The following is a 23,343-nucleotide window of genomic DNA, read 5'->3' on the forward strand; positions in this document are numbered from 1 at the left end:
TATTTACAAACGGCCATCCTCGAACTTCGAAATTGGTCAGAAAATGCTCGACAAGACCTATGATTCCGCCGCCGTCGAACCGAAAATCGCCGCGAAATGGGACGAGGCGGATGCTTTCCGCGCCGGCGCGAACGCCAGACCGGGGGCCGAAACCTTCGCCATCGTGATCCCGCCGCCGAATGTAACCGGTTCGCTGCACATGGGGCACGCACTGAACAACACGCTGCAGGACATCCTGGTGCGCTTCGAGCGCATGCGCGGCAAGGACGTGCTCTGGCAGCCGGGCATGGACCACGCCGGCATCGCCACGCAGATGGTCGTCGAGCGCAAGCTGATGGAACAGCAACTGCCGGGCCGCCGCGACATGGGCCGCGAAGCCTTCATCGACAAGATTTGGGAGTGGAAGGCGGAATCGGGCGGCCTGATCTTCAACCAGCTGAAGCGTCTTGGTGCGTCATGCGATTGGTCGCGCGAACGTTTCACCATGGACGAGGGCCTGTCGAAGGCGGTTATCGAAGTTTTCGTCACGCTCTACAAAGAAGGTCTGATCTACAAGGACAAGCGCCTGGTCAATTGGGATCCGAAGCTGCTGACGGCGATTTCCGATATCGAAGTCGAGCAGCACGAGGTCAAGGGCAATCTCTGGCACCTGCGCTATCCATTGGAAAGGGGCGTAACCTACCAATATCCGATTGCATTTGATGAGGAAGGCAAGCCGACCGAATTCGAGACGCGCGATTATGTGGTCGTCGCAACGACACGACCTGAGACCATGCTGGGCGATACCGGTGTTGCCGTCAATCCGAAGGACGAACGCTATCAGGGCATTGTCGGCAAGCATGTCATTCTGCCGATCGTCGGCCGCAGAATTCCAATCGTTGCCGACGATTATGCCGATCCGGCTGCCGGCACCGGCGCGGTGAAGATAACGCCCGCGCACGATTTCAACGACTTCGACGTCGGCAAGCGCGCAGGTCTTCGCGTCATCAATATCATGAACGGCGACGGCACGATCACCATCAAGGACAATGAGGACTTTCTCGAAGGTCTCGACAATCCGGCGGCGCTGCACGGCGCCTGGGACCGCCTGGAAGGGCAGGACCGCTTCTATGCGCGCAAGGTCATCGTCGAGATTTTCGAAGAGGCGGGCCTCGTCGACAAGATCGAGCCGCACAAGCATATGGTCCCGCACGGCGATCGCGGTGGCGTGCCGATCGAGCCGCGGCTGACCGAACAATGGTATGTCGATGCCAAGACGCTCGCCGAGCCGGCGATCGCCTCGGTCCGCGAGGGCCGCACCAAGATGGTGCCGAAGAGCTGGGACAAGACCTATTACGAATGGATGGAAAATATCCAGCCCTGGTGCGTCTCCCGCCAGCTCTGGTGGGGGCATCAGATTCCCGCCTGGTACGGCCCGGACGGCCAGGTCTTCGTCGAAAAGACCGAGGAAGAGGCGCTGCAGGCGGCGATCCAGCACTACCTCTCGCATGAGGGGCCGATGAAGGCCTATGTCGAGGACCTGCTCGAAAACTTCAAGCCGGGCGAAATCCTGACGCGTGACGAGGACGTGCTCGACACCTGGTTCTCCTCAGCACTCTGGCCTTTCTCGACGCTCGGCTGGCCGGACGAGACGCCGGAGCTGGCGCGTTATTACCCGACCAACGTTCTCGTCACCGGCTTCGACATCATCTTCTTCTGGGTCGCGCGCATGATGATGATGGGCCTGCACCTTATGAAGGATGAGGATGGCGAACCCGTCGAGCCCTTCCAGACCGTCTATGTCCACGCGCTGGTGCGCGACAAGAATGGGCAGAAGATGTCGAAATCGAAGGGCAACGTCATCGATCCCTTGGAACTGATCGACGAATACGGCGCCGACGCGCTGCGGTTCACCCTGGCGATCATGGCGGCGCAGGGCCGCGACGTGAAGCTCGATCCGGCCCGCATCGCCGGCTACCGCAATTTCGGCACCAAGCTCTGGAACGCCACACGTTTCGCCGAGATGAACGGCGCGAAGAGCGATCCGCATTTCGTGCCCGAAGCCGCCGAGCTCACCATCAACCGCTGGATCCTGACGGAACTTGCCCGCACGGAACGTGACGTTACGGAAGCGCTCGAAGCCTTCCGTTTCAATGATGCTGCCGGCGCGCTCTACCGCTTCGTTTGGAACGAGGTCTGCGACTGGTATCTCGAACTGTTGAAGCCGGTCTTCAATGGTGAGGACGAGGGCGCCAAGGCCGAAGCCCAGGCCTGCAGCGCTTATATTCTCGAAGAGATCTACAAGCTGCTGCATCCCTTCATGCCCTTCATGACCGAAGAGCTTTGGGCCCATACGGCAGGCGAAGGCAAAGAGCGCGACACATTGGTCTGCCACGCCGAATGGCCGGCGCCGTCCTATGCCGACGACGGGGCCGCCGACGAGATCAACTGGCTGATCGACCTCGTTTCCGGCATCCGCTCGGTGCGTGCTGAGATGAACGTGCCGCCATCGGCGACAGCCCCGCTCGTTGTCGTCAAGGCCAACAACCTGACGCGTGAAAGGCTGTTCCGCCACGACGCCGCCATCAAGCGCCTTGCGCGCGTCGAGGCGATATCGCTGGCTGACGATGCGCCGAAGGGTGCCGCTCAGATCGTCATCGCCGAGGCCACCATCTGCCTGCCGCTCGGCAATCTGATCGACCTTTCCGCCGAAAAGGCTCGTTTGGAAAAGGCGATTGCCAAGATGGAGGGCGAGATCTCCCGCATAGACGGCAAACTCTCCAACGAGAAGTTCGTCGCCAACGCCAATCCTGAAGTGGTCGAGGCCGAGCGCGATCGTCTCGAGGAACTGAAGGGGCAGATCGCAAGCCTGGGGATCGCTCTTTCCAGGGTAAGCGAAGCCGGGTAAGTTTCGCCGATCCTTTTTGGTAAGTTATTTCAAAGACGCGCCCTCTGCCGGCGCGTCTTTTTATCGTTCTGGGCGCATGCGATTCGGTCGTGAAACGGCTGGTTTCGGGCGCGGAGCCTGTGGATTTTGGCTGAACGGGCATCCAGCGGGCGAAAACTGCCACTGTTGTCGGATTGATACAGCTTCTGCAATGTTTGGAATGAAAACCCAAAAGCCCACCTGAAATTCGATAGGCCTGGAATAAAATTTTATTAACCAGGTTTTTTGACGTGTCCGTCAATTTCTTTACGTAAGTTAGCCACTGCAATGCCTGGGAGCGCTGCCGTGGGGCGCGTTGCCATATCACGCGAACACTTACTAGAGTGGGGTCACATCAATTGCTGGAGTGGGGGAGACACAATGGCATCTCGTAGGTTTTCCAAGGGCATAACATCGCTCGTTCTTCTTTCGTCGCTTGCATCGCCGTCCTTCGCGGGCGGTCTGGAGCGCGGCGGCTATAACATCGATCAGTTGTTCGACACGTCGCCTTTCTCGTTTCAGTCGGGCGTTACCTACGTCACGCCCCAGCGCAAGCTGAAGGACGTCCGTGACACGGACACATCGACATCTCCGGGCGGTGGAAATCTGAACAGCCGTCCAAACACCGCTGACGATAGCTCAAATTACACCATCCCTTATATTGGCTTTAAGGCTGGTTTTGGCGATGCAATCGACTGCCTGGTCGACTATTCAGAGCCCTTCGGCGGGCATACCGACCCCGGTCTGAACTGGGCCGGTGCCAACAATAACATTGAGACAGAGATCAAAACCCGCAACTATGGTGGCACCTGCTCCTATCGTTTTGATGTCGGCCCTGGTCAGCTTCGGTTTATCGGCGGCGCTTTTTATCAGGAAGTCGAAGGCTTCAAGGAACGTCTGGTTTCAACCGTTCCCCTTCTGGTCGGTACCGGCAACGGCGTCGGCCGCCTCGATCTCGAAGATAGTGGCTGGGGCTGGCGCGCCGGTCTCGCCTACGAGATTCCGGAATATGCAATGCGAGCGAGCCTCGTCTATAACAGCCGCGTAAAATACGACAATCTGACCGGTACGGTGGATCTGACGCAGGTGACTGCACCATTTGCACCGCTGAATGGCGCTCCTTATGGAAGGGTCACAGACGTCTTCGGCTCTGCCGAAGCGCCGGATTCGCTTGAGCTTAAGTTGCAAAGCGGTATCGCTCCGGATTGGCTTGCGTTTGGCTCGCTAAAATGGACCAACTGGAGTGTCCTGCAGTCCGTGCCTTTCTGCCCAAAATCGACCAAGGGCTTAGTCGCCTGCACCTCCGGCGGTGCGACGGAGCTGACGTCGCTCGACCTTCTTTACCAGGACGGCTGGACGATCACCGGTGGTGTTGGCCACAAATTCAACGAGCAATGGGCAGGTGCCGTCAGCCTCACCTGGGATCGCGGCACTAGCCAGGGCTATGGCGCGCAGACCGATAGCTGGACGCTGGGGCTCGGTGCAGCCTTCACGCCGACCGAACATATCGAATGGCGCGTTGCCGGCGCCGTGGGCGTGTTGACGAGCGGTTCGTCTGGCGTCGTGACCCAAAACGGCGTAACGTTTGGAGATGATGTCTCCTATTCCTTTGGCAACGATCTGGTCGCTGCGCTGTCGACGAGCCTAAAGATCAAGTTCTAATTCCCCGATTTGAAGAATTGAGGAGCCCGGCACTGCCGGGCTCTTCTTTATTTGCGCCCGTTAATCATGCCATTTCCCGGTCTCGTTTTGTGACGATTCAGCAACACATTTTTACGACGTTTGGCGTATGGTGGTGGTGGGGCGAATTTGTCCATTTCCCGCCACAAAGAGGGCGCAGCGCTATTTGCGGGCGAGGTGATGGCAGGCATACGGTGCGTGTAAATAGTAGTATGGGTCGATTTTTTTCCGGTAGCACCAGGTCGTACGGCGCGATTGGCGACAGTCGTTTGATTGCGGTCGTTTCGCTTTCCGAACAAGGCTGTTCGGGCTGCCGATCCAGCCTCGCGATGAAGTCGTCGATCCATGCATTGTCGTTATTTTTGACCCGCTCGGATGAGCAGCCCGGCTTCGCCGGACATGTCGATACCGGTTTCGTCACATTTTCTGTTTACGAATACGACAAAGGCGGGAAGGCGGATGCCGCGCCTGCCGAACGAATGCCACGGAGATTGCAGTCGAGCCATGCCGGGAGCCGGGTGGTTCGGAAGGATGTGCTGAGAATACCGCCTTTGAGAAAAGGCCAGTGGGCTGGATGCGACGCGGGCAAAGGAGCCATGGAGCTCGCCGCGGGATCGCTCGCCTCGAAGGAATACATCCGCGGGATGCACGGCATGAGCGCCGTTGCCGCCTGCCTGGGATGAACGAAAGAAATCGGTTGAAATGGTGACGTCCGAGTTCAAACTTTTCAAATTCATGCTGATGGGCATGTCGATAGCCGTAGCGCTGGCGCTGTCCGGTCCATGCCGCGCATTCGACATTAAAGGTGGCGTCAGCAAGGAATCCGGACCCTTCGACCTCTTCAAGTTCGGCTTCAAGGCCTATAAGAACGGACAGAAGGAAGAGGCGGTCGAAGCCTATAAATACGCCGCCGAAAAGGGCCACACCGGCTCGCGCTGGGCGCTCGCCAACATGTATGCCGATGGCGACGGTGTCACGCAGGATGATTTCGAAGCCTTCAAGATCTACAGCGAGATCGCCCAGCAGGGCGTCGAACCCGGTTCGGAAGACACGGGCTTCTTCGTCAACGCGCTGCTCTCGCTCGCCAGCTATTACAAGCACGGCATTGCCGACAGTCCGGTCAGGATCGACCTCAGCCAGGCGCGCCAGCTTTATTTTCAGGTGGCTTCCACCTTTGGTGTCCCCGAGGCGCAGTTTCAGCTGGCGCAGATGATGCTGGCCGGCGAGGGCGGCAATGCCAGCCCGCAGCAGGCGAAGAAATGGCTGAACCAGGCCCGCAAGAGCGGCCATCCCGGCGCCATGGCGGTCTTCGGCAATATTCTTTTCGACGAAGGCCAGACGGCCCGCGGTCTGGCGCTGATGACGGCAGCACTCGACCGTTGCAAGCCCAAGGACTGCGGCTGGATGGAAGCGCTGCAGGAGCAGGCCTTCTCGGTTGCCAACGAGGCCGACCGCCGCACGGCGGTATCGCTGTCGCACACCATCGCGAGCGGTACCGACGACTGAGGTGAGGCGGAAGGCTTCAGCCCGCGAAATCGAAATAGGCGATGACAGGCACGTGGTCGGACGGCTTTTCCCAGGCCCGCACATGTTTTTCGATCGCAGCTGACGTCATCCTGTCGGCAGCTTCTGGCGACAGCAGCAGATGGTCGATGCGGATGCCGTTATTCTTCGGCCAGGCGCCGGCCTGATAATCCCAGAAGGAATAGAGCTGCGTCGCATCCGTCGTGGCGCGCAGCGCATCCGTCAGGCCGAGATTTTCGAGCCTGCGGAACGCCTCCCGTGTCTGCGGCAGAAACAGTGCATCGTTTTCCCAGACCTTGGGATCGAAGCAGTCGTGCGGTTCCGGGATGACATTGTAATCGCCGGCAAGAACCAGCATCTCTTCATAGGCCAGCCGTTCGGCGGCGAACGTCCGCAGGCGCTCCATCCAGGCGAGCTTGTAAGGATATTTCTCCGTTTCGACAGGATTGCCGTTCGGCAGGTAGAGGCAGCAGACGCGCAGGATTCGCGTGTCGGACAGGGTGAACGCCGCTTCGAGGAAACGCGCCTGTTCGTCCAGCGGATCGCCGGGAAGGCCGCGGTTCACTTCGAAAGGTGAATTTTTGGAGAGAATCGCGACGCCATTGAAGCCCTTCTGGCCGTGCGTCTCGACGTGATACCCAAGCGCCTCGATCTCCAGCCGCGGGAAACCTTCGTCGACCGTCTTGATCTCCTGCAGGCAGACGATATCCGGATCGGAATCCTTCAGCCATTGCGTGAGATTGTCGATGCGCGCCTTGACGCCGTTGATGTTCCAAGTCGCGATCTTCATCTCTTCGCCCTGTTCGCTGCGTGCGCTTCTTTTATCGCGGTCTTTCGCCGGCGGACAAGACGATAAACCGGCCGGAAGCAAAACTTCGGCCGGTTCGATGGGGACAATGCCGTGCGTTCAGATATTCAGATCGAGAAACTGGTGCCGCAGCCGCAGCTTGCCACCGCATTCGGGTTCTTGATCTGGAAGGACTGGCCAAGCAGATTGTCGACGAAGTCGATCTCCGAGCCCGCCATGTAGACGAGCGAAAGGCTGTCGATCAGCACCTTTGCATCGTTCTTTTCGACGATGATGTCGTCGTCGCCGGCACCGTCGGCAAGATCGAACTTGTAGGAAAAGCCCGAACAGCCGCCGCCTTCGACGGAAACGCGCAAGGCGCTCTTGCCGGTTTCAGCGCCGACGATCGCAGCGATACGCTTTGCCGCGGCATCTGAAAGGGTTACACTCGTATCCGTCATGTTTCCTCCTGCCGGGGTCAAGATCCGGAGAGAATGGGTTTTGGCACTTGAATGTTCAAATGCCTGATATCAAAGAAACTTACCATGATATTCGCGAAAAGGCGATGATGCGCCGAAGCGGTTAAGAAAGCGCCTCTTTGCCGTTTCATCGACCTATAGGTATGAAGGGCGATAAGCGGCGTCAATGGGTAGATGCGGCAACATGCAGGATGACGGTGAAGAATGACGATCGATACGCGTGCTTTGGGTTTCGGCAGCAGTGAGAGGGCGGTCTTTGCGGCCGACCCCTGGACGACGCGCGGGCGGCTCTATCAGGAGGACGGTAGCCCGACGCGCTCCGATTTCCAGCGCGACCGCGACCGCATCGTCCACACCACCGCCTTCCGCCGGCTGAAGCACAAGACCCAGGTCTTCATCGCCCAGGACGGCGATCATTACCGAACCCGGCTAACGCACACGATCGAGGTGGCGCAGATCGCTCGCGCGCTTGCCCGCGCCCTGAAGCTCGACGAGGATCTGGCCGAAGGCGTGGCGCTCGTGCACGATTTCGGCCATACGCCGTTCGGTCATACTGGCGAGGACGCGCTGCACGAAGTGCTGCTGCCCTATGGCGGCTTCGACCACAATGCCCAATCGCTGCGCATCGTGACCAAACTGGAGAGGCGTTATGCCGAATTCGACGGCATCAACCTGACATGGGAAAGCCTCGAAGGTCTCGTCAAGCACAATGGCCCGCTTCTGACGCCGGATGGAGTAGGCACGCGCGGTCCCGTGCCGCAGCCGATCCTCGATTATTGCGAGCTGCACGATCTCGAGCTTGCAACCTATGCCAGCCTTGAGGCCCAGGTCGCGGCGATCGCCGACGACATCGCCTACAATACCCACGATATCGACGACGGCCTGCGCTCCGGCTACCTGACTTTCGATATGCTGGAGGAAATCCCGTTTCTTGCCGGGCTGATGGCCGAGGTGAGGGCGCGATATCCGCATCTGGAGCCGAGCCGCTTCACCCATGAGATCATGCGCCGCCAGATTACCCGCATGGTTGAAGACGTGATCGGCGTCGCGCAGCAGCGCCTGTCGCTGCTGCGCCCTGAGAGCGCTGCCGACATCCGCGCTGCCGGCCAGGTTATCGCCACCTTTTCCGAGGGGATGGCCGAGACCGACAGGCAGATCAAGGCGATGCTCTTCAAACGCATCTACCGCAATCCCGATATCATGCGCATCCGCGCCGGTGCCGCCCAGATCGTCACCGATCTCTTTGCCGCCTACATGGCCAATCCCAAGGAGATGCAGAGCCATTACTGGGTAGATCATATCGCCGGCCTGGCCGATGCGCCGAAGGCCCGCCATGTCGGCGATTATCTCGCCGGCATGACCGATACCTATGCGATCAGCGCCCATAGGCGGTTGTTTGACCACACTCCGGATTTGCGATAGGCAGCGGTCGCCCACGCCGAGGGCCGATTTGAGCCTTTGGCACAGCCTATGCATGGAAGAGTGCGATGAACCTTTTTACCGACTTCGAAACCCGGATCAAAACCGCCCTTGAACAGATCGATCTGGTCAGGGAAAAGCGATCTGAGCTCGATTTCGGCCGCATCACCGTCGAGCCGCCGCGTGACGCGAGCCATGGCGATGTGGCGACCAATGCCGCAATGGTGCTGGCAAAAGTGCTCGGAACCAACCCGCGCGCGCTGGCCGACGTCATCATCACCAAGCTCAAGGAAGATGCTGACGTCGCCGATGTCTCGGTCGCGGGGCCCGGCTTCATCAACATCCGTCTCGCCGTCGGCTACTGGCAGCGGCTCCTCGCCTCGATGATCGGCGCCGGCACCGATTACGGCCGCTCGTCGCTCGGCCAGGGCAAGAAGGTCAATGTCGAATATGTCTCGGCCAATCCGACCGGCCCCATGCATGTCGGCCATTGCCGTGGCGCCGTCGTCGGCGACGCGCTTGCCAACCTGCTCGCTTTTGCCGGTTACTGTGTCGAGAAGGAATATTACATCAACGATGCCGGCTCGCAGATCGACGTGCTCGCCCGTTCCGTCTTCCTGCGCTACCGCGAAGCGCTCGGCGAAAAGATCGGCGAAATCCCCTCGGGTCTCTATCCCGGCGACTATTTGGTGCCCGTTGGTCAGTCGCTTGCCGCCGATTACGGCGTGCGGCTGCACAACATGCCGGAAGACCAATGGATGCCGATCGTCAAGGACCGCACGATCGACGCGATGATGGTGATGATCCGCGACGATCTGGCGGCGCTGAATGTCCATCACGACGTCTTTTTCTCCGAACGCACCCTGCATGCGAATGGTGCGGCCGCGATCCGCACGGCGATCAACGACCTGACCTTCAAGGGCTATGTCTACAAGGGCACGCTGCCGCCCCCGAAGGGCCAGCTTCCCGAGGATTGGGAAGATCGCGAACAGACACTGTTCCGTTCGACCGAGGTGGGCGACGATATCGACCGGCCGCTGATAAAGTCGGACGGCTCCTACACCTATTTCGCCGCCGACGTCGCCTACTTCAAGAACAAGTTCGACCGTGGTTTCGACGAGATGATCTATGTGCTTGGCGCCGACCATGGCGGCTACGTCAAGCGCCTGGAAGCGGTTGCACGCGGCGTTTCGGATGGTCAGGCGAAGCTGACGGTCCTGCTCTGCCAGCTCGTCAAGCTCTACCGCAACGGCGAGCCGGTGAAGATGTCGAAACGCTCGGGCGATTTCGTTACGCTTCGGGACGTCGTCGAAGAAGTCGGCCGTGATTCGGTCCGGTTCATGATGCTTTACCGCAAGAATTCCGAGCCGCTCGACTTCGATTTCGCCAAGGTGACCGAACAGTCGAAAGATAATCCTGTTTTTTACGTGCAGTATGCGCATGCTCGCTGTATGTCGGTCTTCCGGCAGGCGAGGGAGGCCTTTGCCGACCTTGATGTTTCGCCGGAAAATCTCGCGAAAACCGTTGCAGGCATTGGCGATCCGGCCGAATTGCAGCTCGTCGCCAAGCTTGCTGAATTCCCGCGTATCGTTGAGGCGGCGGCCCAGTCGCAGGAGCCGCATCGCGTCGCTTTTTACCTCTACGACGTCGCCAGTTCCTTCCACGCGCACTGGAACAAAGGTAAAGATCAGCCGGAATTACGATTTGTTAATGATAAAAACCGAGAATCAAGTATTGCCAGACTTGGGCTGGTGTACGCCGTCGCGTCGGTTTTGAAGTCGGGACTCGCCATTACAGGCACTGCCGCACCGGACGAAATGCGATAACGTCACCATTTCCCCACAATGCGCTGGCATTTGAGCGTTGGCGTTTGCGAGTGGGAATAAGCATGGCTGATAAACAACTTGCGTATGATACGCGCGGAAAAAACGACCTGTTTGCCGACGATGATCCGTTGGCTGAACTTGCCCGGATCGTCGGCTTCGAGCCGCGTGTTGCGGCGAATACGGTGACTGAGACCGCACGCCGCGAGCCCGCCCTCGATCTCGAAGACGAGCTTGGGCGAGAGTTCGACCGCTACGATTCGCCACGTCCGCTCGCAGAGCTCGATCGGCCGGCCGAGCCGATCTCTGATGATCTCACGCCTGAAGATTACGTCGAGCCCGTTCTCGATGCTTCTCCCGCTGCCGAACATGCGGAGGCTCCTGAGCCGGTTTCGGCTTCCGTCGCCGCCTTTGAGGCTGAAGAAGCAGCTTTGCCCGCCGCAGGCAATGGCGACGCATCTGTCGCCGACTGGGCGGAGCAGCTTTCTCCCGAGCCCGATGCGTCGGTGCAATCGGCCTTCGGCGGTGCGCGCGACCTGATCGAGGAGCTTGAGCTGTCGATCGGCGCAGCACCCGTCTCTTCGCTGGCGCAGCCCACCAAGGCGCCGCAATGGTCGGCTGCCAGCATCAGGCTGCCGCTTGCCAATTTCCATGCTCCGAAGCGCGAGGAACCGGTTGTTTTGCCGGAACCTGTGGCCGAAACGGTCGCGGCACCGGTTGCTGAAGCACTGTCCGCCGATCTTCCTGTAGTCGAGCCTCAATCTGTCATCGAGCCGCCGGCGCTTGTCGCCGCTGTCGAGCCTTCCGAGGAATTCGAATCCGCTTCGCCGTCACTTGGCTTTCCCGCCGAGCTCGATCGCCATGATGAGGTGATCGCGCCGGAAGAGACCGCCGAGGCCGAAGAATTCGTCGAAGTCGAGGAAGAGCTGGAGGATTTCGGGTCCGACGCCGGTTTCGATCTCATCGCCGCCGCCGTCGAAGGCGAGATCCAGGCCGATGCCGCGCTGACCGAGGTCGTGCCTGATGTTCCGCACACCGCCGGCACGTTCGATCTCGACGATCTGCTCGCCGACGTCTCGCGTTATCCGGTACCGCAACGTGCCAATCCGGCGCCCGTCTCGCCCCAGCCCGCATCGATCGAGGCAGCGCCCGTTCCGGCCGCCCCCGCGGCCGTCGACCCTGTTCAGTCCGAGGTGATTGCGTCGCCACCGCTCGCCGCAGCACCCGTCCGGCCCGCTCCGGTCGAGCCGGCACCGGTCTATGCTGAAGCCGCAAGGCCGATCACGCCGCAGCTTGCCGAGGCCGCTATGCCCCAGCCGGCCGCAACGGCATATTCGCCTGCGCCGCAACCGGTGCCGGAAGCCGACGACCCCTTTGCCGGCCATGATTTCGAGCTGGATCTTGCCGGCATCGAGCTGGAACTCACCGATCTCGATTTCTCTGAGCCGTCCGAGCCAGCATCTCAGCCTGAGCCGCCAGCCCCTGCTCCCCAGCAGGCCGCGGCGGTCGCTCCTCGGCCCGCCGCTCCCGTGTTTGCTCCCGAGCCACCGGCTCCTGCTTTTGAGCAGGCCGCTGACGCTCCTGCGCGGTCCGCTCCGGCCTTCGTTCCCGAACCGCAGGCTCCAGCTCCGACTTTCAACTGGGCGCCTGTTTCGGACACGACCGAAGACCTGCCATTCGATCCGGCGATGATCTCGGATCCGGAGGATCGTCCCGAGGCCGTCGACGACATGCACGTGCCGGCGCTGCCGCCGGTCGAGCAGCCCGCGCCGGTCGCGAAATCTGCGGATTTCGATTTCGATCTCGACGCCGAGATCGCCAGCTTCTTTGAACCGGCCAAACCGCGGCAAACGCCGGCACCGGTCAGGGATACCGCCGCCGCTGCCGCAAAGCCGGTCAAGCCCACCATCGCTGATGGCCTCGATGATTTCGAACGGGCGCTGGAGGAGGATTTCCGCCGCAGCGTGCGCGAGCCGGTCGAGCGCCGCGAGACCTCCGAAGTCCGTATCGAATCGGCAAGCCAGGCCGCTGATTTCAGCCGCGCCCGGTCGATGCGCCAGCTGCTTGCCGGGGCCGTCGTGCTCGTGGTCTTCGCCGGCGTCGGTTATGGCGTCTATTCCTCCGTCTGGAACGGCGAGGGGCTCGGCATTGTCGCGTCCGGCGAGCCGCGCGTGATCACCGCCGACAAGGAGCCGGTCAAGGTCGTTCCGGAAAATCCCGGCGGCAAGACCGTGCCCAACCAGGACAAGGCGGTCTACGACCGCGTTGCGGGTTCTGCCGAAGAGCCGAAGCAGAAGGCGCTCGTTTCTTCCGATGAGGCGCCCGTCGATGTCGTCCAGCGCACGCTGACACCGGAAGCGCTGCCCGAGGACGACGAGAACGCCAACGCTGACGATCAGGTCACGCCGACTGCGGTCGGTGAGACGGAGGATCCGCGTCTGCTGCCAACCCAGGACAACGCCGACAACGCTCCGGCAACCGACGCCGACAAGACGCCGTCCGTTTCTCCGCGCAAGGTTCGCACAATGATCGTCAAGCCTGACGGTACGTTGGTTGCCCGCGAGGAACCAGCGCCCGTCGACCAGCCGACACTGTCTGCCCAGGCGACACCGTCTGCCCAGGCGACGCAGTCTGCCCAGGCGACCCAGTCTGCCCAGGCGACGCCGCCGGCTCAGCCGCCGTTCACGGCTCCGCCGACCCCGCCCGTGCCGCCCGTCGGTGGAACGGCCGCAAGCTTCCCAGCAAGAGCCGAGGTTGCTTCCGCCGATGCGCGTTCCGCAGCCCCCGTCGAAACCGCGCCGGTACAGCCGCCGTTCGCCGGCAGTGCTGACGCACAGGCCGCAAATCCCGCTCAGGTCGCTCCGCCGGTGCGTCCGGTCAAGACCTCGGCCACTGCCGATACCGCTCCAATCCCGACCGCCCGTCCGGTTGACCAGCCCGTCAACGTCGTAGGCACAGTGACCGAGAAGGGCAATGGCCGCCCGCCTGCCCAGCAGCCGAAGCCCACACAGCAGCCGAAGACGACTGAAGTCGCGGCCGCAGCACCTGTCGCCGCAAAGCCGCAGCAGGCCGCATCCGCCGGCGGCTACGGCATCCAGATCGCCTCGCTGCCTTCGGAAGACGAGGCGACCAAATCCTATGCCAACCTGTCGAAGAAATTCGCCAGCGTGCTTGGCGGCCGCAGCCACGAGATCCGCAGGGCCGATATCGCCGGCAAGGGCACTTTCTACCGTGTCCGCATTCCGGCCGGTTCCAAGGACGAGGCCGCAGCACTCTGCGAACAGTATCGCGCGGCGGGCGGAAGCTGCTTGATCTCCAAGTAAGGATCAGGTCCTGAATATGACAGCGGCGGGCTGGATCGGTCCGCCGCTCTTTTTTGTGCATCGGGCCGAAAACCTGCTCCTGTAGAATGCTTCAATCTGACCAGGAAAGGCTCTAAGATTCGGATATGACCGAATCAAAAGCGATGATCCTTGGCTGCAACGGCCTTGCCCTCACTTCCGAAGAGAAGGCCTTTTACCGGGGCGAACGACCCTGGGGCTTCATCCTCTTCGGGCGCAACATCTCCGAAGCGCGGCAGATCGCCGACCTCGTCGCCGAACTGCGCGACAGCGTCGGCTGGCATGCGCCGGTGCTGATCGACCAGGAGGGCGGCCGCGTCCAGCGCATCCGTCCACCCGTTCTGGCGCGTTATCCTTCCGGCCAGGCGCTCGGCGAGCTCTATCGCCGCGATCGGGCACTCGGCCTGCGCGCCGCCTGGCTGATGTCACGGCTGCACGCCTTCGACCTTTCGAGCCTCGGCATCGATGTCGATTGCCTGCCGGTGCTGGATGTGCCGGTCGAGGGCAGCAGCAACGTCATCGGCGACCGCGCCTATGGCGCTGATCCCGAAACCGTCATCGCGATGGGAAGGGCGGCTGCCGAGGGGCTGAAGGCCGGCGGCCTGTTACCTGTCATGAAACATATGCCCGGCCATGGTCGCGGCTTTGCCGATTCACATCTGGAACTGCCTGTTGTCACCGTCTCGCGCGACGAGCTGGAACTCCATGATTTTCCGCCTTTTGTCGCGATGAAGGACGAGTTGATGGCAATGACCTGCCATCTCGTCTTCACCGCCATCGACCCGGACAATCCGGCGACGTGCTCGCGCAAGGTGATCGACGGCATCATCCGCAAGCACATCGGCTTTAACGGTCTGCTGCTCTCCGACGACAGCTCGATGAACGCTCTTTCCGGCACGATCGGTGAACGCGCGGCGAATATCATTGCAGGCGGATGCGATATTGTGCTGCATTGCAACGGCAATATGGACGAGATGCTAGATGTCGTGGCAAATGTTCCGCCGCTCGCCGGCATATCGCTTGCCCGCGCAAAAGCGGTGGAAGCAGGATTCGCGGCGGCGGATACTTCAGATGAAGCGGAATTGAGGGCGGAATTCGAAGCGATGTTTGCGACGGTCTGATCGTAAGGGAGCAGCTAGGTGAACACGGTCAAGGGCACGGAACGTCCGCAGGCGGCAACGCCGATGGACAAGTTGTGGCAGGATAACGCTGCCGAGCGCGCCACCCACGAGCCGGCGCTGGTGATCGACGTCGCCGGCTTCGAAGGTCCGCTCGACCTGTTGCTCTATCTCGCCCGCAACCAGAAGGTCGACCTGTCGCGCATTTCGGTGCTGGCGCTCGCCGAGCAATATCTGCTGTTCATCGAAAGCGCCCGGCGGATCCGCATCGAGCTCGCCGCCGATTACCTCGTCATGGCAGCGTGGCTTGCCTACCTCAAGTCGAAGCTGCTCATTCCCCAGCAGATCAAGGATGACGGCCCTTCCGGCGAGGAGCTGGCGGCCACGCTTGCCTTCCGCCTGAAACGCCTCGAAGCCATGCGCCAAGCGGCAGACGGCCTCATCAACCGCAACCGCCTCGGCCGCGATATCTTCGTGCGCGGTGCGCCCGAGCATATTCCCGACCGGCAGCAATCCGCTTATGCGGCGAGCCTCTACGATCTCTTGACCGCCTATGCGGCACTACGCCAGCGCCATGCCGTCACCCAGGTAACGATCGAGCGGCGCACCGTCTGGTCGCTGACCGATGCCCGCGAACTGCTGACCAAGATGATCGGCGAGGTCGCTGACTGGACGGCGATGGAGCATTATCTGCTGCGGTATCTCGCAGCGCCCGAGGAACGCGTCACGGCAATCGCCAGCGCCTTTGCCGCCTCGCTGGAGCTGGTGCGCGAGGGCAAGCTCGAAATCCGCCAGGACGGCGCCTTTCAACCGATATACATGCGCCGCGGTCCCAAACATGCCACGCTGCAGGTGGTGGAACAGGAGCAGCCGGCTTGATCGATCCGAAGAGCGAAGAGGATTTCGAGGACAATTACGAAGACAGGGGCCGCGACCTGCAGGCCGAGATCGAGGCGGAGCGTATCGCCGAGGCGCTGGTCTTCGCCTCCTCGCAGCCGGTCTCCGAACCCTTCCTCGCCGAGCGCCTGCCTGAGAAGACCGATGTGCATGCGATCATGCTGCGCCTGAAGGAGCAATATGCGCCGCGGGGCGTCAATCTCCTGCAGGTCGAAGGCGCCTGGGCCTTCCGTACCGCCGCCGACCTGTCCTTCGTCATCCGCCGTGATGACAATGAGGTGAAGAAGCTGTCGCGCGCCGCACTGGAAGTGCTGGCGATCATCGCCTATCACCAGCCCGTGACACGTGCTGAAATCGAGGATATCCGCGGCGTCCAGACCTCGCGCGGCACGCTCGACGTGCTGATGGAAGCCGGCTGGGTGCGGTTCCGTGGCCGCCGCCGCACACCGGGCCGGCCGGTGACATTGGGCACGACACGCGATTTCCTCGACCATTTCGGTCTCGAAGAGCTGCGTGACCTGCCTGGTCTCGAAGAGTTGAAGGGAGCGGGCTTGCTGTCGGGCCGCATTCCGGCAAACTTCAATATTCCCTCGCCGTTGATGAACGACGAACTGACCGAGGACGAAGACCCGATCACCCAGATGGACCTCGAGGAACTGGGGTTGCTGGCGCCACGCGGCACCTCCGAAGATTGAGGGGCTTGCGTCTTGCTTTTGCCATGCATGGCGAAAACAATGGAGCCAGCACTTTTCGATGGGTCAATGGCTTGTCACAAAGGGCGATACCGTGACATTAAGCTCAGTTCAAAGAGCTTGATGTTGGAAATGATGTGGGAAATCCCCACATCGTGGGAACATAGAAACAGGGAGTAAGCGTAATGATGGGTTCTTTTAGCATGTGGCACTGGTTGATCGTTCTGGTCATCGTGCTGTTGTTGTTCGGTCGCGGCAAGATCCCGGAGCTGATGGGCGACGTTGCCAAGGGCATCAAGAGCTTCAAGAAGGGCATGACGGACGACGACGCGCCCGACACGGCAAAGACCGTCGATCACAAGGCCGACGAAACGAAGTAACCAAGTCCGGGAAAAAGCGCAGCCCCCGCGCTTCCCGTCCAGGAGCCTTGCATGTTCGATATTGGTTGGACCGAGCTTTTGGTCATCGCGGTCGTACTGATCGTGGTCGTCGGTCCCAAGGATTTGCCGCCGATGCTGCGCGCTTTCGGCAAGATGACGCAGCGTGCCCGCAAGGTGGCGGGCGATTTCCGCGCGCAGTTCGATGAAGCGTTGCGCGAAGCCGAGCTTGACGATGTCCGCCAGACGATCAGCGACGCCCAGAAACTGAACCCGGTCAACAGCCTGCGCGAGGCGATGAACCCGCTTCGCCAGATGGGCAACGAGATCAAGGCCGACCTGCAGAAGTCGACCACCGTCACGGAAAACAAGACCGAGGTGCCGCCCGATGCTGTCGCAGCCCCGACGCCGTCGATGAGCCTGCCGGAAACGCCGCCATTGGTCGCGACACCTGCGCCGTCGGAACCGGTCGCAGCAGCGATCGTGCAGGCCGATATGGTTGCCGCCAAGCCGAAGGCCGTGCGCAAGCCGCTCGTCAAGGCTGCCGACAAGGTCGATTCTGCGGCCGCTATTGCCATGCCTGTGGAAAAACCGAAGCGCACGACGGCAGCCAGGAAGCCTGCAACGCCGAAGACGCCGGCGCAGACAAAGAAGGACGAGGCATGAGCGGTGATACCGAAGATAAGCCGCAGCCGTTGATCGAGCACCTGATGGAGCTGCGCAGGCGGCTGATGTGGTCGATCGGCGCGTTTTTCGTCGCCTTCATCGCATGCTTCTTTTTTGCCAAGCATCTCTTCAACTATCTGGTCATTCCCTACAAGACAGCCGTAATTTGGGCGCATCTTGACGTCGAGAAAGCCCAGCTCATCTATACCGCGCCGCAGGAATTCTTCTTCACCCAGGTCAAGGTGGCGATGTTCGGCGGCCTTGTGGTCGCTTTCCCGATCATTGCCGCCCAGGTCTACAAGTTCGTGGCGCCGGGTCTCTACAAGAACGAGCGCCAGGCTTTCCTGCCGTTCCTGATCGCCTCGCCGGTGCTGTTCCTGATGGGCGGCGCGCTCGTCTATTTCTTCTTCACGCCGATGGTCATGTGGTTCTTCCTGTCGATGCAGCAGGCGCCGGGTCATGACGAGGTGGCCATCTCGCTGATGCCGAAGGTCTCGGAATATCTGAGCCTGATCATGACGCTGGTCTTCTCCTTCGGCCTCGTCTTCCAGCTTCCCGTCGTCACTACGCTGCTCGCCCGTGTCGGTCTTCTGACGTCGCAATGGCTCGCCGAAAAGCGCAAGTTTGCCATCGTGCTCGCCTTTGTCGTGGCCGCCGTGCTGACGCCGCCGGATCCGATGTCCCAGATCGGCCTTGCGATACCGACGATCCTTCTCTACGAGATTTCCATCCATGCGGCGCGACTCGTGGAGCGCCAGCGTGCCCGGCAGGCGGTCGAAAAGGAAACCGGATCCGCAGATGTTGCCAAGACGGACAGCGTCTGAGCTGCGATCTCGAAATCCCTTCATGAACGCCGTCGACTGCTTAGTCCTTAAATCGGAATCGGTTTAAGGAATTATGCAGCAATTCAAAGTGTTACAGTGTCCCTTGTGCGTCTGAAAAGTCGCGCGGTGCTGTAACATCCGGTCGAGGCCCGATCTGGCTTTGGCCGGGTCACCTCTGTTGCAACGACCTGGAACGACGATGCTCGATATCAAATGGATCCGTGAGAATCCCGAAGCGCTCGATGCCGCCCTTGCCAAGCGCGGCGCGGAGCCTCTGGCCCAAAGTCTCGTTGCTCTCGATGAAAAGCGCCGCTCTGCCGTGCAGAAGGCACAGGACTTGCTGTCCCGCCGCAACCTCGCCTCCAAGGAGATCGGTGCGGCGATGGCCCAGAAGAATGGCGAGCTTGCCGAGAAGCTGAAGGCGGAGGTCTCTGAACTGAAGACCCTGCTGCCGGCGATCGAGGAAGAGGACCGGCAGCTGACGGCCGAACTCAACGACGCGCTCTCGCGCATCCCGAATATACCTTTCGACGACGTCCCTGTCGGCAAGGACGAGCATGACAATGTCGTCACCCGCACCGTCGGCGAAAAGCCGCGCTGGAACCACGCGCCGAAGGAGCACTTCGAAATCGGCGAGGCGCTCGGCTATATGGATTTCGAGCGCGCCGCCAAGCTCTCCGGCTCGCGCTTCACGGTTCTGACCGGGCCGCTCGCCAGGCTCGAGCGCGCGCTCGGCCAGTTCATGATCGATCTCCACACGAGCGAGCACGGGTATAGCGAAGTCAGCTCGCCGCTGATGGTGCGCGACGAGGCCGTTTATGGCACCGCCCAGCTGCCGAAATTCGCCGACGATCTCTTCAGGACGACTGATGGACGCTGGTTGATCCCGACGGCCGAGGTGACGCTGACCAATCTCGTGCGCGAAGAGATCCTCGATCAGGAAAAGCTGCCGCTCCGCTTTACCGCATTGACGCCGTCCTTCCGCTCGGAAGCGGGCTCGGCCGGCCGCGATACGCGCGGCATGCTGCGCCAGCATCAGTTCTGGAAATGCGAGCTCGTCTCGATCACCGATGCCGAGAGCGCCGTTGCCGAGCATGAGCGCATGACCGCCTGCGCCGAGGAAGTGCTGAAGCGCCTCGGCCTGCATTTCCGCACCATGACGCTTTGCACCGGCGACATGGGTTTCGGCTCGCGCAAGACTTACGATCTCGAAGTCTGGCTGCCGGGGCAGAATGCCTTCCGTGAAATCTCGTCCTGCTCGGTCTGCGGCGATTTTCAGGGCCGGCGGATGAATGCGCGCTACCGCGGCAAGGACGATAAGAACAACAAGTTCGTGCACACGCTGAATGGTTCCGGCACTGCCGTCGGCCGCTGCCTGATCGCCGTCCTTGAAAATTATCTGAATGAGGATGGTTCCGTCACGATTCCGGACGTTTTGCTGCCTTATATGGGCGGATTGACCAAAATCGAACGGGCGGCCTGAGGCGATGCGCATCCTGCTTACGAATGACGACGGCATTCACGCCGAAGGTCTTGCCGCGCTGGAGCGGATCGCGCGCACGCTGTCCGACGATGTCTGGATCGTCGCGCCCGAGACCGACCAGAGCGGCCTTGCCCATTCGCTGAGCCTCTCCGAACCTCTGAGGCTGCGCAAGATTTCCGAAAAGCATTTCGCCTTGCGCGGCACGCCGACCGATTGCGTCATCATGGGTATCAGGCAGGTGATGGACATCAAGCCGGATCTCGTCCTGTCCGGCGTCAATTCAGGCTCGAACGTCGCCGACGACGTGACCTATTCCGGCACGATCGCCGGCGCCATCGAGGGCACCATGCAGGGCGTGCGCTCCTTCGCGCTGAGCCAGGCCTATCTCTATGAGGACGGCGCGCGCATCGTGCCCTGGGAGGTCTGCGAGACGCATGCGCCGGCTCTTCTGGAAAAGCTGATGGTCCTGGACCTGCCGGATGGCACGTTCCTCAATCTCAACTTCCCGAACTGCCGTCCCGACGAAGTCGACGGTGCCGAGGTGACCATGCAGGGCAAGCTCGCCTTCAATCTGCAGGTCGATGCCCGCTCCGACGGCCGGGGATTTCCTTACTACTGGCTGAAGTTCGGCGAACGCGCCGGCGCCTTCGTCGAAGGCACCGATATTCACGCCCTGAAGCATAATAAGATTTCGGTAACGCCTTTGAAACTGGATCTGACCGATTATTCCGTGACGGACCGCGTGGCGCGGGCCTTGGGATACGGAGCACAAGTTTGACGGCAAGACTGGCGGAGAAGGAGGGCTTTGCTGCGCTCGTCCTCAGATTGCGTGCCGAAGGCATCTCCGATCTCGATCTGCTGACGGCAGTCGAGCAGACGCAGCGCTCGCTGTTCGTGCCGCCGCAATTTGCCGACGACGCCTATTCGAGCCGGACGATCCCGATCGAATGCGGCTCCTTTCTCGAAGGCATCGATTTTGCCGTCCGCATCCTGCATCACCTGAAGCTCAAGCCCGGCCAGCGCGTCCTGGAGATCGGCACCGGAAGCGGCTTTACCGCCGCCGTGATGGGCCGCCTGGCCGAGCGTGTCCTGTCCATCGACCGCTACAAGACGCTGACGACGGCAGCGCAGCGGCGCATGGAATCGCTTGGTTTGCGCAGCGTCGTCATCCGTCAGGCCGACGGCAGCGCCGGCATGCAGGGAGAGGGGACCTTCGATCGCATCCTGGTGACGGCCGCTTTCAACGCGATGCCGCGCTTTTATACCGACCAGCTCGTTTCCGGCGGCTCGATGATCGCGCCGCTGATGATTTCCGAGAACGAGTGTCGCATGGTGCGGCTGACGAAAACCGGTAGCCGTTTCGAACGCGAGGAACTGTTCGACGCTCCCTATCTGCCGATCGTTCCGCGCCTTGCCTCGCTGCTGTAGATGTGGATGATTTCAGGCCGCATCGGCCTGAAATCCGACCATCAAAACAACAGCGCATGAGGTTATGCGAAAGCCGCTCAGGCTTTTTGGCATCATGCTCGGCACACTGCAATTTTTCACCCGTAAGCTATGGTTATCAATTTCTCAAAAATATCGTACTGATTCCAGCATCTTAACTGCGTGGTAATACTAACGCGTTTTAATAGACTCACAAATGGTTGCGTTCTCAGTGGGTCGAGTCATGCGTTTCAGTCTTTCGCCAAAGTTCGGGAAGTCGGCCGGTAATCTTCTGGTTGTTAGCCTGCTGGCAAGTGCCGCAACAGGCTGCAGTTCCGATGTGACACGGTTTGGCGGCTTGTTTTCCTCCTCCGGGCAGGACCAGATCACCACAAGTTCCATTCCGCGCAGGAATATGAACGGTTCTCAAGGTGATCCGGTGCCGCGCGCCGATCTTAGCGGTTCGGCCGTTGCCAGCCAGTCGGGCTACGGCGGCGGCAATGATGCGCTGAATCAGCCTTATCCCGTCCGCCAGGGTTACGATCCGACCCGCACGTCGAGCTCGAGCGCACGTCTCGCTTCCGCGCCGGTCTCCGTGCAGCGTTCAGAATTGGCCGCGCCGACAGCGGCGGCACCCTCCCGGCAGCGGGAAAAGGAAGTCGCGCTCGCTCAGCCTTTCCCGACTGCGCCGCAAGCCGAAAGGCCCCGATTGGTGGCGCCGGCTGCGCCGAAGATGACGCCCGATACGCTGACGACCGGCACGACGCCGAAGGTTTCCGGCTGGTCTGCCACCAACGCTCCGTCGGTGACGCTGCGTCCGGGTGAAAGCATCGCCACCCTCTCCAGGCGTTTTGGCGTACCGGAAAAGGAAATTCTGCGCGTCAATGCTCTGAAGACGGCATCTGCCGCCCAGCCCGGCCAGGCGATCCTGATCCCGACATTCAACGGCGGCAATGCCGCCAAGGCGGCATCGCAGGCGGCTGACCTTTCCAAGCCCGGCAAGATGCCGGATGCGCCGAAGGCGCCTGAGCAGAACGTTGCCGTCATTCCGGGCGCCAATTCCGCCCGCGACAAGACGCTGGCGAGTGCCGATGTCACCGGTAAACTTCCCGCCGGCGCCGGCAAGGATCCGAAGGCGCCTGCCGGCACCTATGTCGTCAAGCAAGGCGATTCCCTGGCAAAGATTGCCAAGGCGACCGGTAGCAATGTCGACGACCTTAAAGCCGCCAACAATCTGTCGGCCAGTTCGCTCCGCATCGGTCAGGCCCTGAAGATCCCGAACGGCACCGCCGACAATATCAAGACCGCCTCGATCCCGGCCGAGAAGGTCGATCCGAAGCCAACTCAGCCGGCGGCTCCCCAGCAGACGGCTTCCGTTCAGCCCGCGCCCTACAAGGCGCCGGCCGCCACCCAGACCGTCGACGATGTCGAGAAGAAGTCGGACGTCAGCTCCGCCGCGCCGGAATCGACCGGCATCGGTAAATATCGCTGGCCGGTGCGCGGCCAGGTCATTGCCTCATACGGTGCCAACGTCAACGGCAACCGCAATGACGGCATCGACATCTCGGTCCCGCAGGGCACGCCGATCAAGGCTGCCGAAAACGGCGTCGTCATCTATGCCGGCAACGGCCTGAAGGAACTCGGCAACACGGTTCTTGTCCGTCACGACGACGGCACCGTCACCGTCTACGGCAACGCCGATACGCTGAGCGTCACCCGCGGCCAGAAGATCCAGCGTGGCCAGACCGTCGCCGTCTCCGGCATGAGCGGCGACGTCAAGCAGCCGCAGGTCCATTTCGAGGTGCGCAAGGATGCGTCCCCGGTCAACCCGATGACTTTCCTGGAATAGGTATTGCGTACCAGGAAACGCAAAAGCCCGGCCACCAGCCGGGCTTTTGTCATT

Annotated in this window: 19 protein-coding genes; 17 read left to right on the forward strand and 2 right to left on the reverse strand. The window is 61.2% G+C overall.

Annotation, left to right across the window (positions count from 1 at the left end; all coding sequences use genetic code 11):
• Positions 1-43: 43 nt before the first annotated feature.
• The 4 genes from AC244Q_RS08155 (at position 44) to exoR (ending at position 6,091) form a co-directional block, all read left to right on the forward strand.
• On the forward strand, positions 44-2,887 hold the full coding sequence (locus AC244Q_RS08155) for a valine--tRNA ligase (protein WP_113547017.1): 2,844 nt from the start codon (positions 44-46) through the stop codon (positions 2,885-2,887).
• A gap of 399 nt (positions 2,888-3,286) precedes the next feature.
• Entirely contained in the window at positions 3,287-4,567 is a 1,281-nt protein-coding gene (locus tag AC244Q_RS08160) for an OmpP1/FadL family transporter (RefSeq protein ID WP_017993769.1), read from the forward strand.
• Between the two features lie 230 nt (positions 4,568-4,797).
• The gene (locus tag AC244Q_RS08165; RefSeq protein ID WP_113547016.1) at positions 4,798-5,268 is read left to right on the forward strand and encodes a hypothetical protein; all 471 of its coding nucleotides are present in this window, start codon (positions 4,798-4,800) and stop codon (positions 5,266-5,268) included.
• Positions 5,269-5,287: 19 nt separating this feature from the next.
• Positions 5,288-6,091, forward strand: coding sequence for an exopolysaccharide production regulator ExoR (exoR, locus tag AC244Q_RS08170; RefSeq protein WP_012757230.1), 804 nt, complete (start codon positions 5,288-5,290; stop codon positions 6,089-6,091).
• Between the two features lie 16 nt (positions 6,092-6,107).
• Here the strand turns inward: exoR and xth are convergent, their stop codons facing one another.
• Both xth and erpA read right to left on the reverse strand, forming a co-directional pair.
• Positions 6,108-6,899, reverse strand: coding sequence for an exodeoxyribonuclease III (xth, locus tag AC244Q_RS08175; RefSeq protein ID WP_012757231.1), 792 nt, complete (start codon positions 6,897-6,899; stop codon positions 6,108-6,110).
• Between the two features lie 125 nt (positions 6,900-7,024).
• The gene (gene erpA, locus AC244Q_RS08180; protein WP_012757232.1) at positions 7,025-7,357 is read right to left on the reverse strand and encodes an iron-sulfur cluster insertion protein ErpA; all 333 of its coding nucleotides are present in this window, start codon (positions 7,355-7,357) and stop codon (positions 7,025-7,027) included.
• A 222-nt stretch (positions 7,358-7,579) separates the two neighbouring features.
• Between erpA and AC244Q_RS08185 the strand changes: the two genes are divergently transcribed.
• The 13 genes from AC244Q_RS08185 (at position 7,580) to AC244Q_RS08245 (ending at position 23,289) form a co-directional block, all read left to right on the forward strand.
• Positions 7,580-8,797: a deoxyguanosinetriphosphate triphosphohydrolase gene (locus AC244Q_RS08185; protein WP_012757233.1), complete on the forward strand. Its 1,218-nt coding sequence runs from the start codon at positions 7,580-7,582 to the stop codon at positions 8,795-8,797.
• 65 nt (positions 8,798-8,862) lie between these two features.
• Positions 8,863-10,620 (forward strand): arginine--tRNA ligase, encoded by a 1,758-nt coding sequence (argS, locus tag AC244Q_RS08190; RefSeq protein WP_113547015.1) that lies wholly within the window; start codon positions 8,863-8,865, stop codon positions 10,618-10,620.
• A gap of 62 nt (positions 10,621-10,682) precedes the next feature.
• On the forward strand, positions 10,683-13,940 hold the full coding sequence (locus tag AC244Q_RS08195; RefSeq protein ID WP_206641032.1) for an SPOR domain-containing protein: 3,258 nt from the start codon (positions 10,683-10,685) through the stop codon (positions 13,938-13,940).
• A gap of 125 nt (positions 13,941-14,065) precedes the next feature.
• A complete protein-coding gene (gene nagZ, locus AC244Q_RS08200; protein ID WP_012757236.1) occupies positions 14,066-15,079 on the forward strand; it encodes a beta-N-acetylhexosaminidase in 1,014 nt (337 codons plus the stop codon).
• A gap of 18 nt (positions 15,080-15,097) precedes the next feature.
• Positions 15,098-15,955, forward strand: a complete 858-nt coding sequence (locus tag AC244Q_RS08205; RefSeq protein ID WP_113547012.1) for a segregation and condensation protein A — start codon at positions 15,098-15,100, stop codon at positions 15,953-15,955.
• Positions 15,952-16,668, forward strand: coding sequence for an SMC-Scp complex subunit ScpB (gene scpB, locus AC244Q_RS08210; protein WP_113547011.1), 717 nt, complete (start codon positions 15,952-15,954; stop codon positions 16,666-16,668). The genes AC244Q_RS08205 and scpB overlap by 4 nt, the downstream gene beginning before the upstream one ends.
• 185 nt (positions 16,669-16,853) lie before the next feature.
• Complete coding sequence (locus tag AC244Q_RS08215; protein ID WP_012483600.1) at positions 16,854-17,045, forward strand: twin-arginine translocase TatA/TatE family subunit; 192 nt, start codon at positions 16,854-16,856, stop codon at positions 17,043-17,045.
• A gap of 51 nt (positions 17,046-17,096) precedes the next feature.
• Entirely contained in the window at positions 17,097-17,708 is a 612-nt protein-coding gene (tatB, locus tag AC244Q_RS08220; protein ID WP_113547010.1) for a Sec-independent protein translocase protein TatB, read from the forward strand.
• Complete coding sequence (tatC, locus tag AC244Q_RS08225) at positions 17,705-18,532, forward strand: twin-arginine translocase subunit TatC (protein WP_012757241.1); 828 nt, start codon at positions 17,705-17,707, stop codon at positions 18,530-18,532. The genes tatB and tatC overlap by 4 nt, the downstream gene beginning before the upstream one ends.
• Before the next feature lie 199 nt (positions 18,533-18,731).
• On the forward strand, positions 18,732-20,015 hold the full coding sequence (gene serS, locus AC244Q_RS08230; protein WP_128405730.1) for a serine--tRNA ligase: 1,284 nt from the start codon (positions 18,732-18,734) through the stop codon (positions 20,013-20,015).
• A 4-nt stretch (positions 20,016-20,019) separates the two neighbouring features.
• Positions 20,020-20,793 carry a 5'/3'-nucleotidase SurE gene (gene surE / locus AC244Q_RS08235; protein ID WP_012757243.1) on the forward strand — a complete coding sequence of 258 codons (774 nt, stop codon included), beginning with the start codon at positions 20,020-20,022 and terminating at the stop codon, positions 20,791-20,793.
• Positions 20,790-21,443, forward strand: a complete 654-nt coding sequence (locus AC244Q_RS08240; protein WP_012757244.1) for a protein-L-isoaspartate(D-aspartate) O-methyltransferase — start codon at positions 20,790-20,792, stop codon at positions 21,441-21,443. Before surE ends, AC244Q_RS08240 begins: the two co-directional genes overlap by 4 nt.
• A 241-nt stretch (positions 21,444-21,684) precedes the next feature.
• On the forward strand, positions 21,685-23,289 hold the full coding sequence (locus AC244Q_RS08245; protein WP_128405729.1) for a peptidoglycan DD-metalloendopeptidase family protein: 1,605 nt from the start codon (positions 21,685-21,687) through the stop codon (positions 23,287-23,289).
• Positions 23,290-23,343: the final 54 nt, after the last annotated feature.

This window comes from Rhizobium sp. CB2179 (assembly GCF_057653455.1).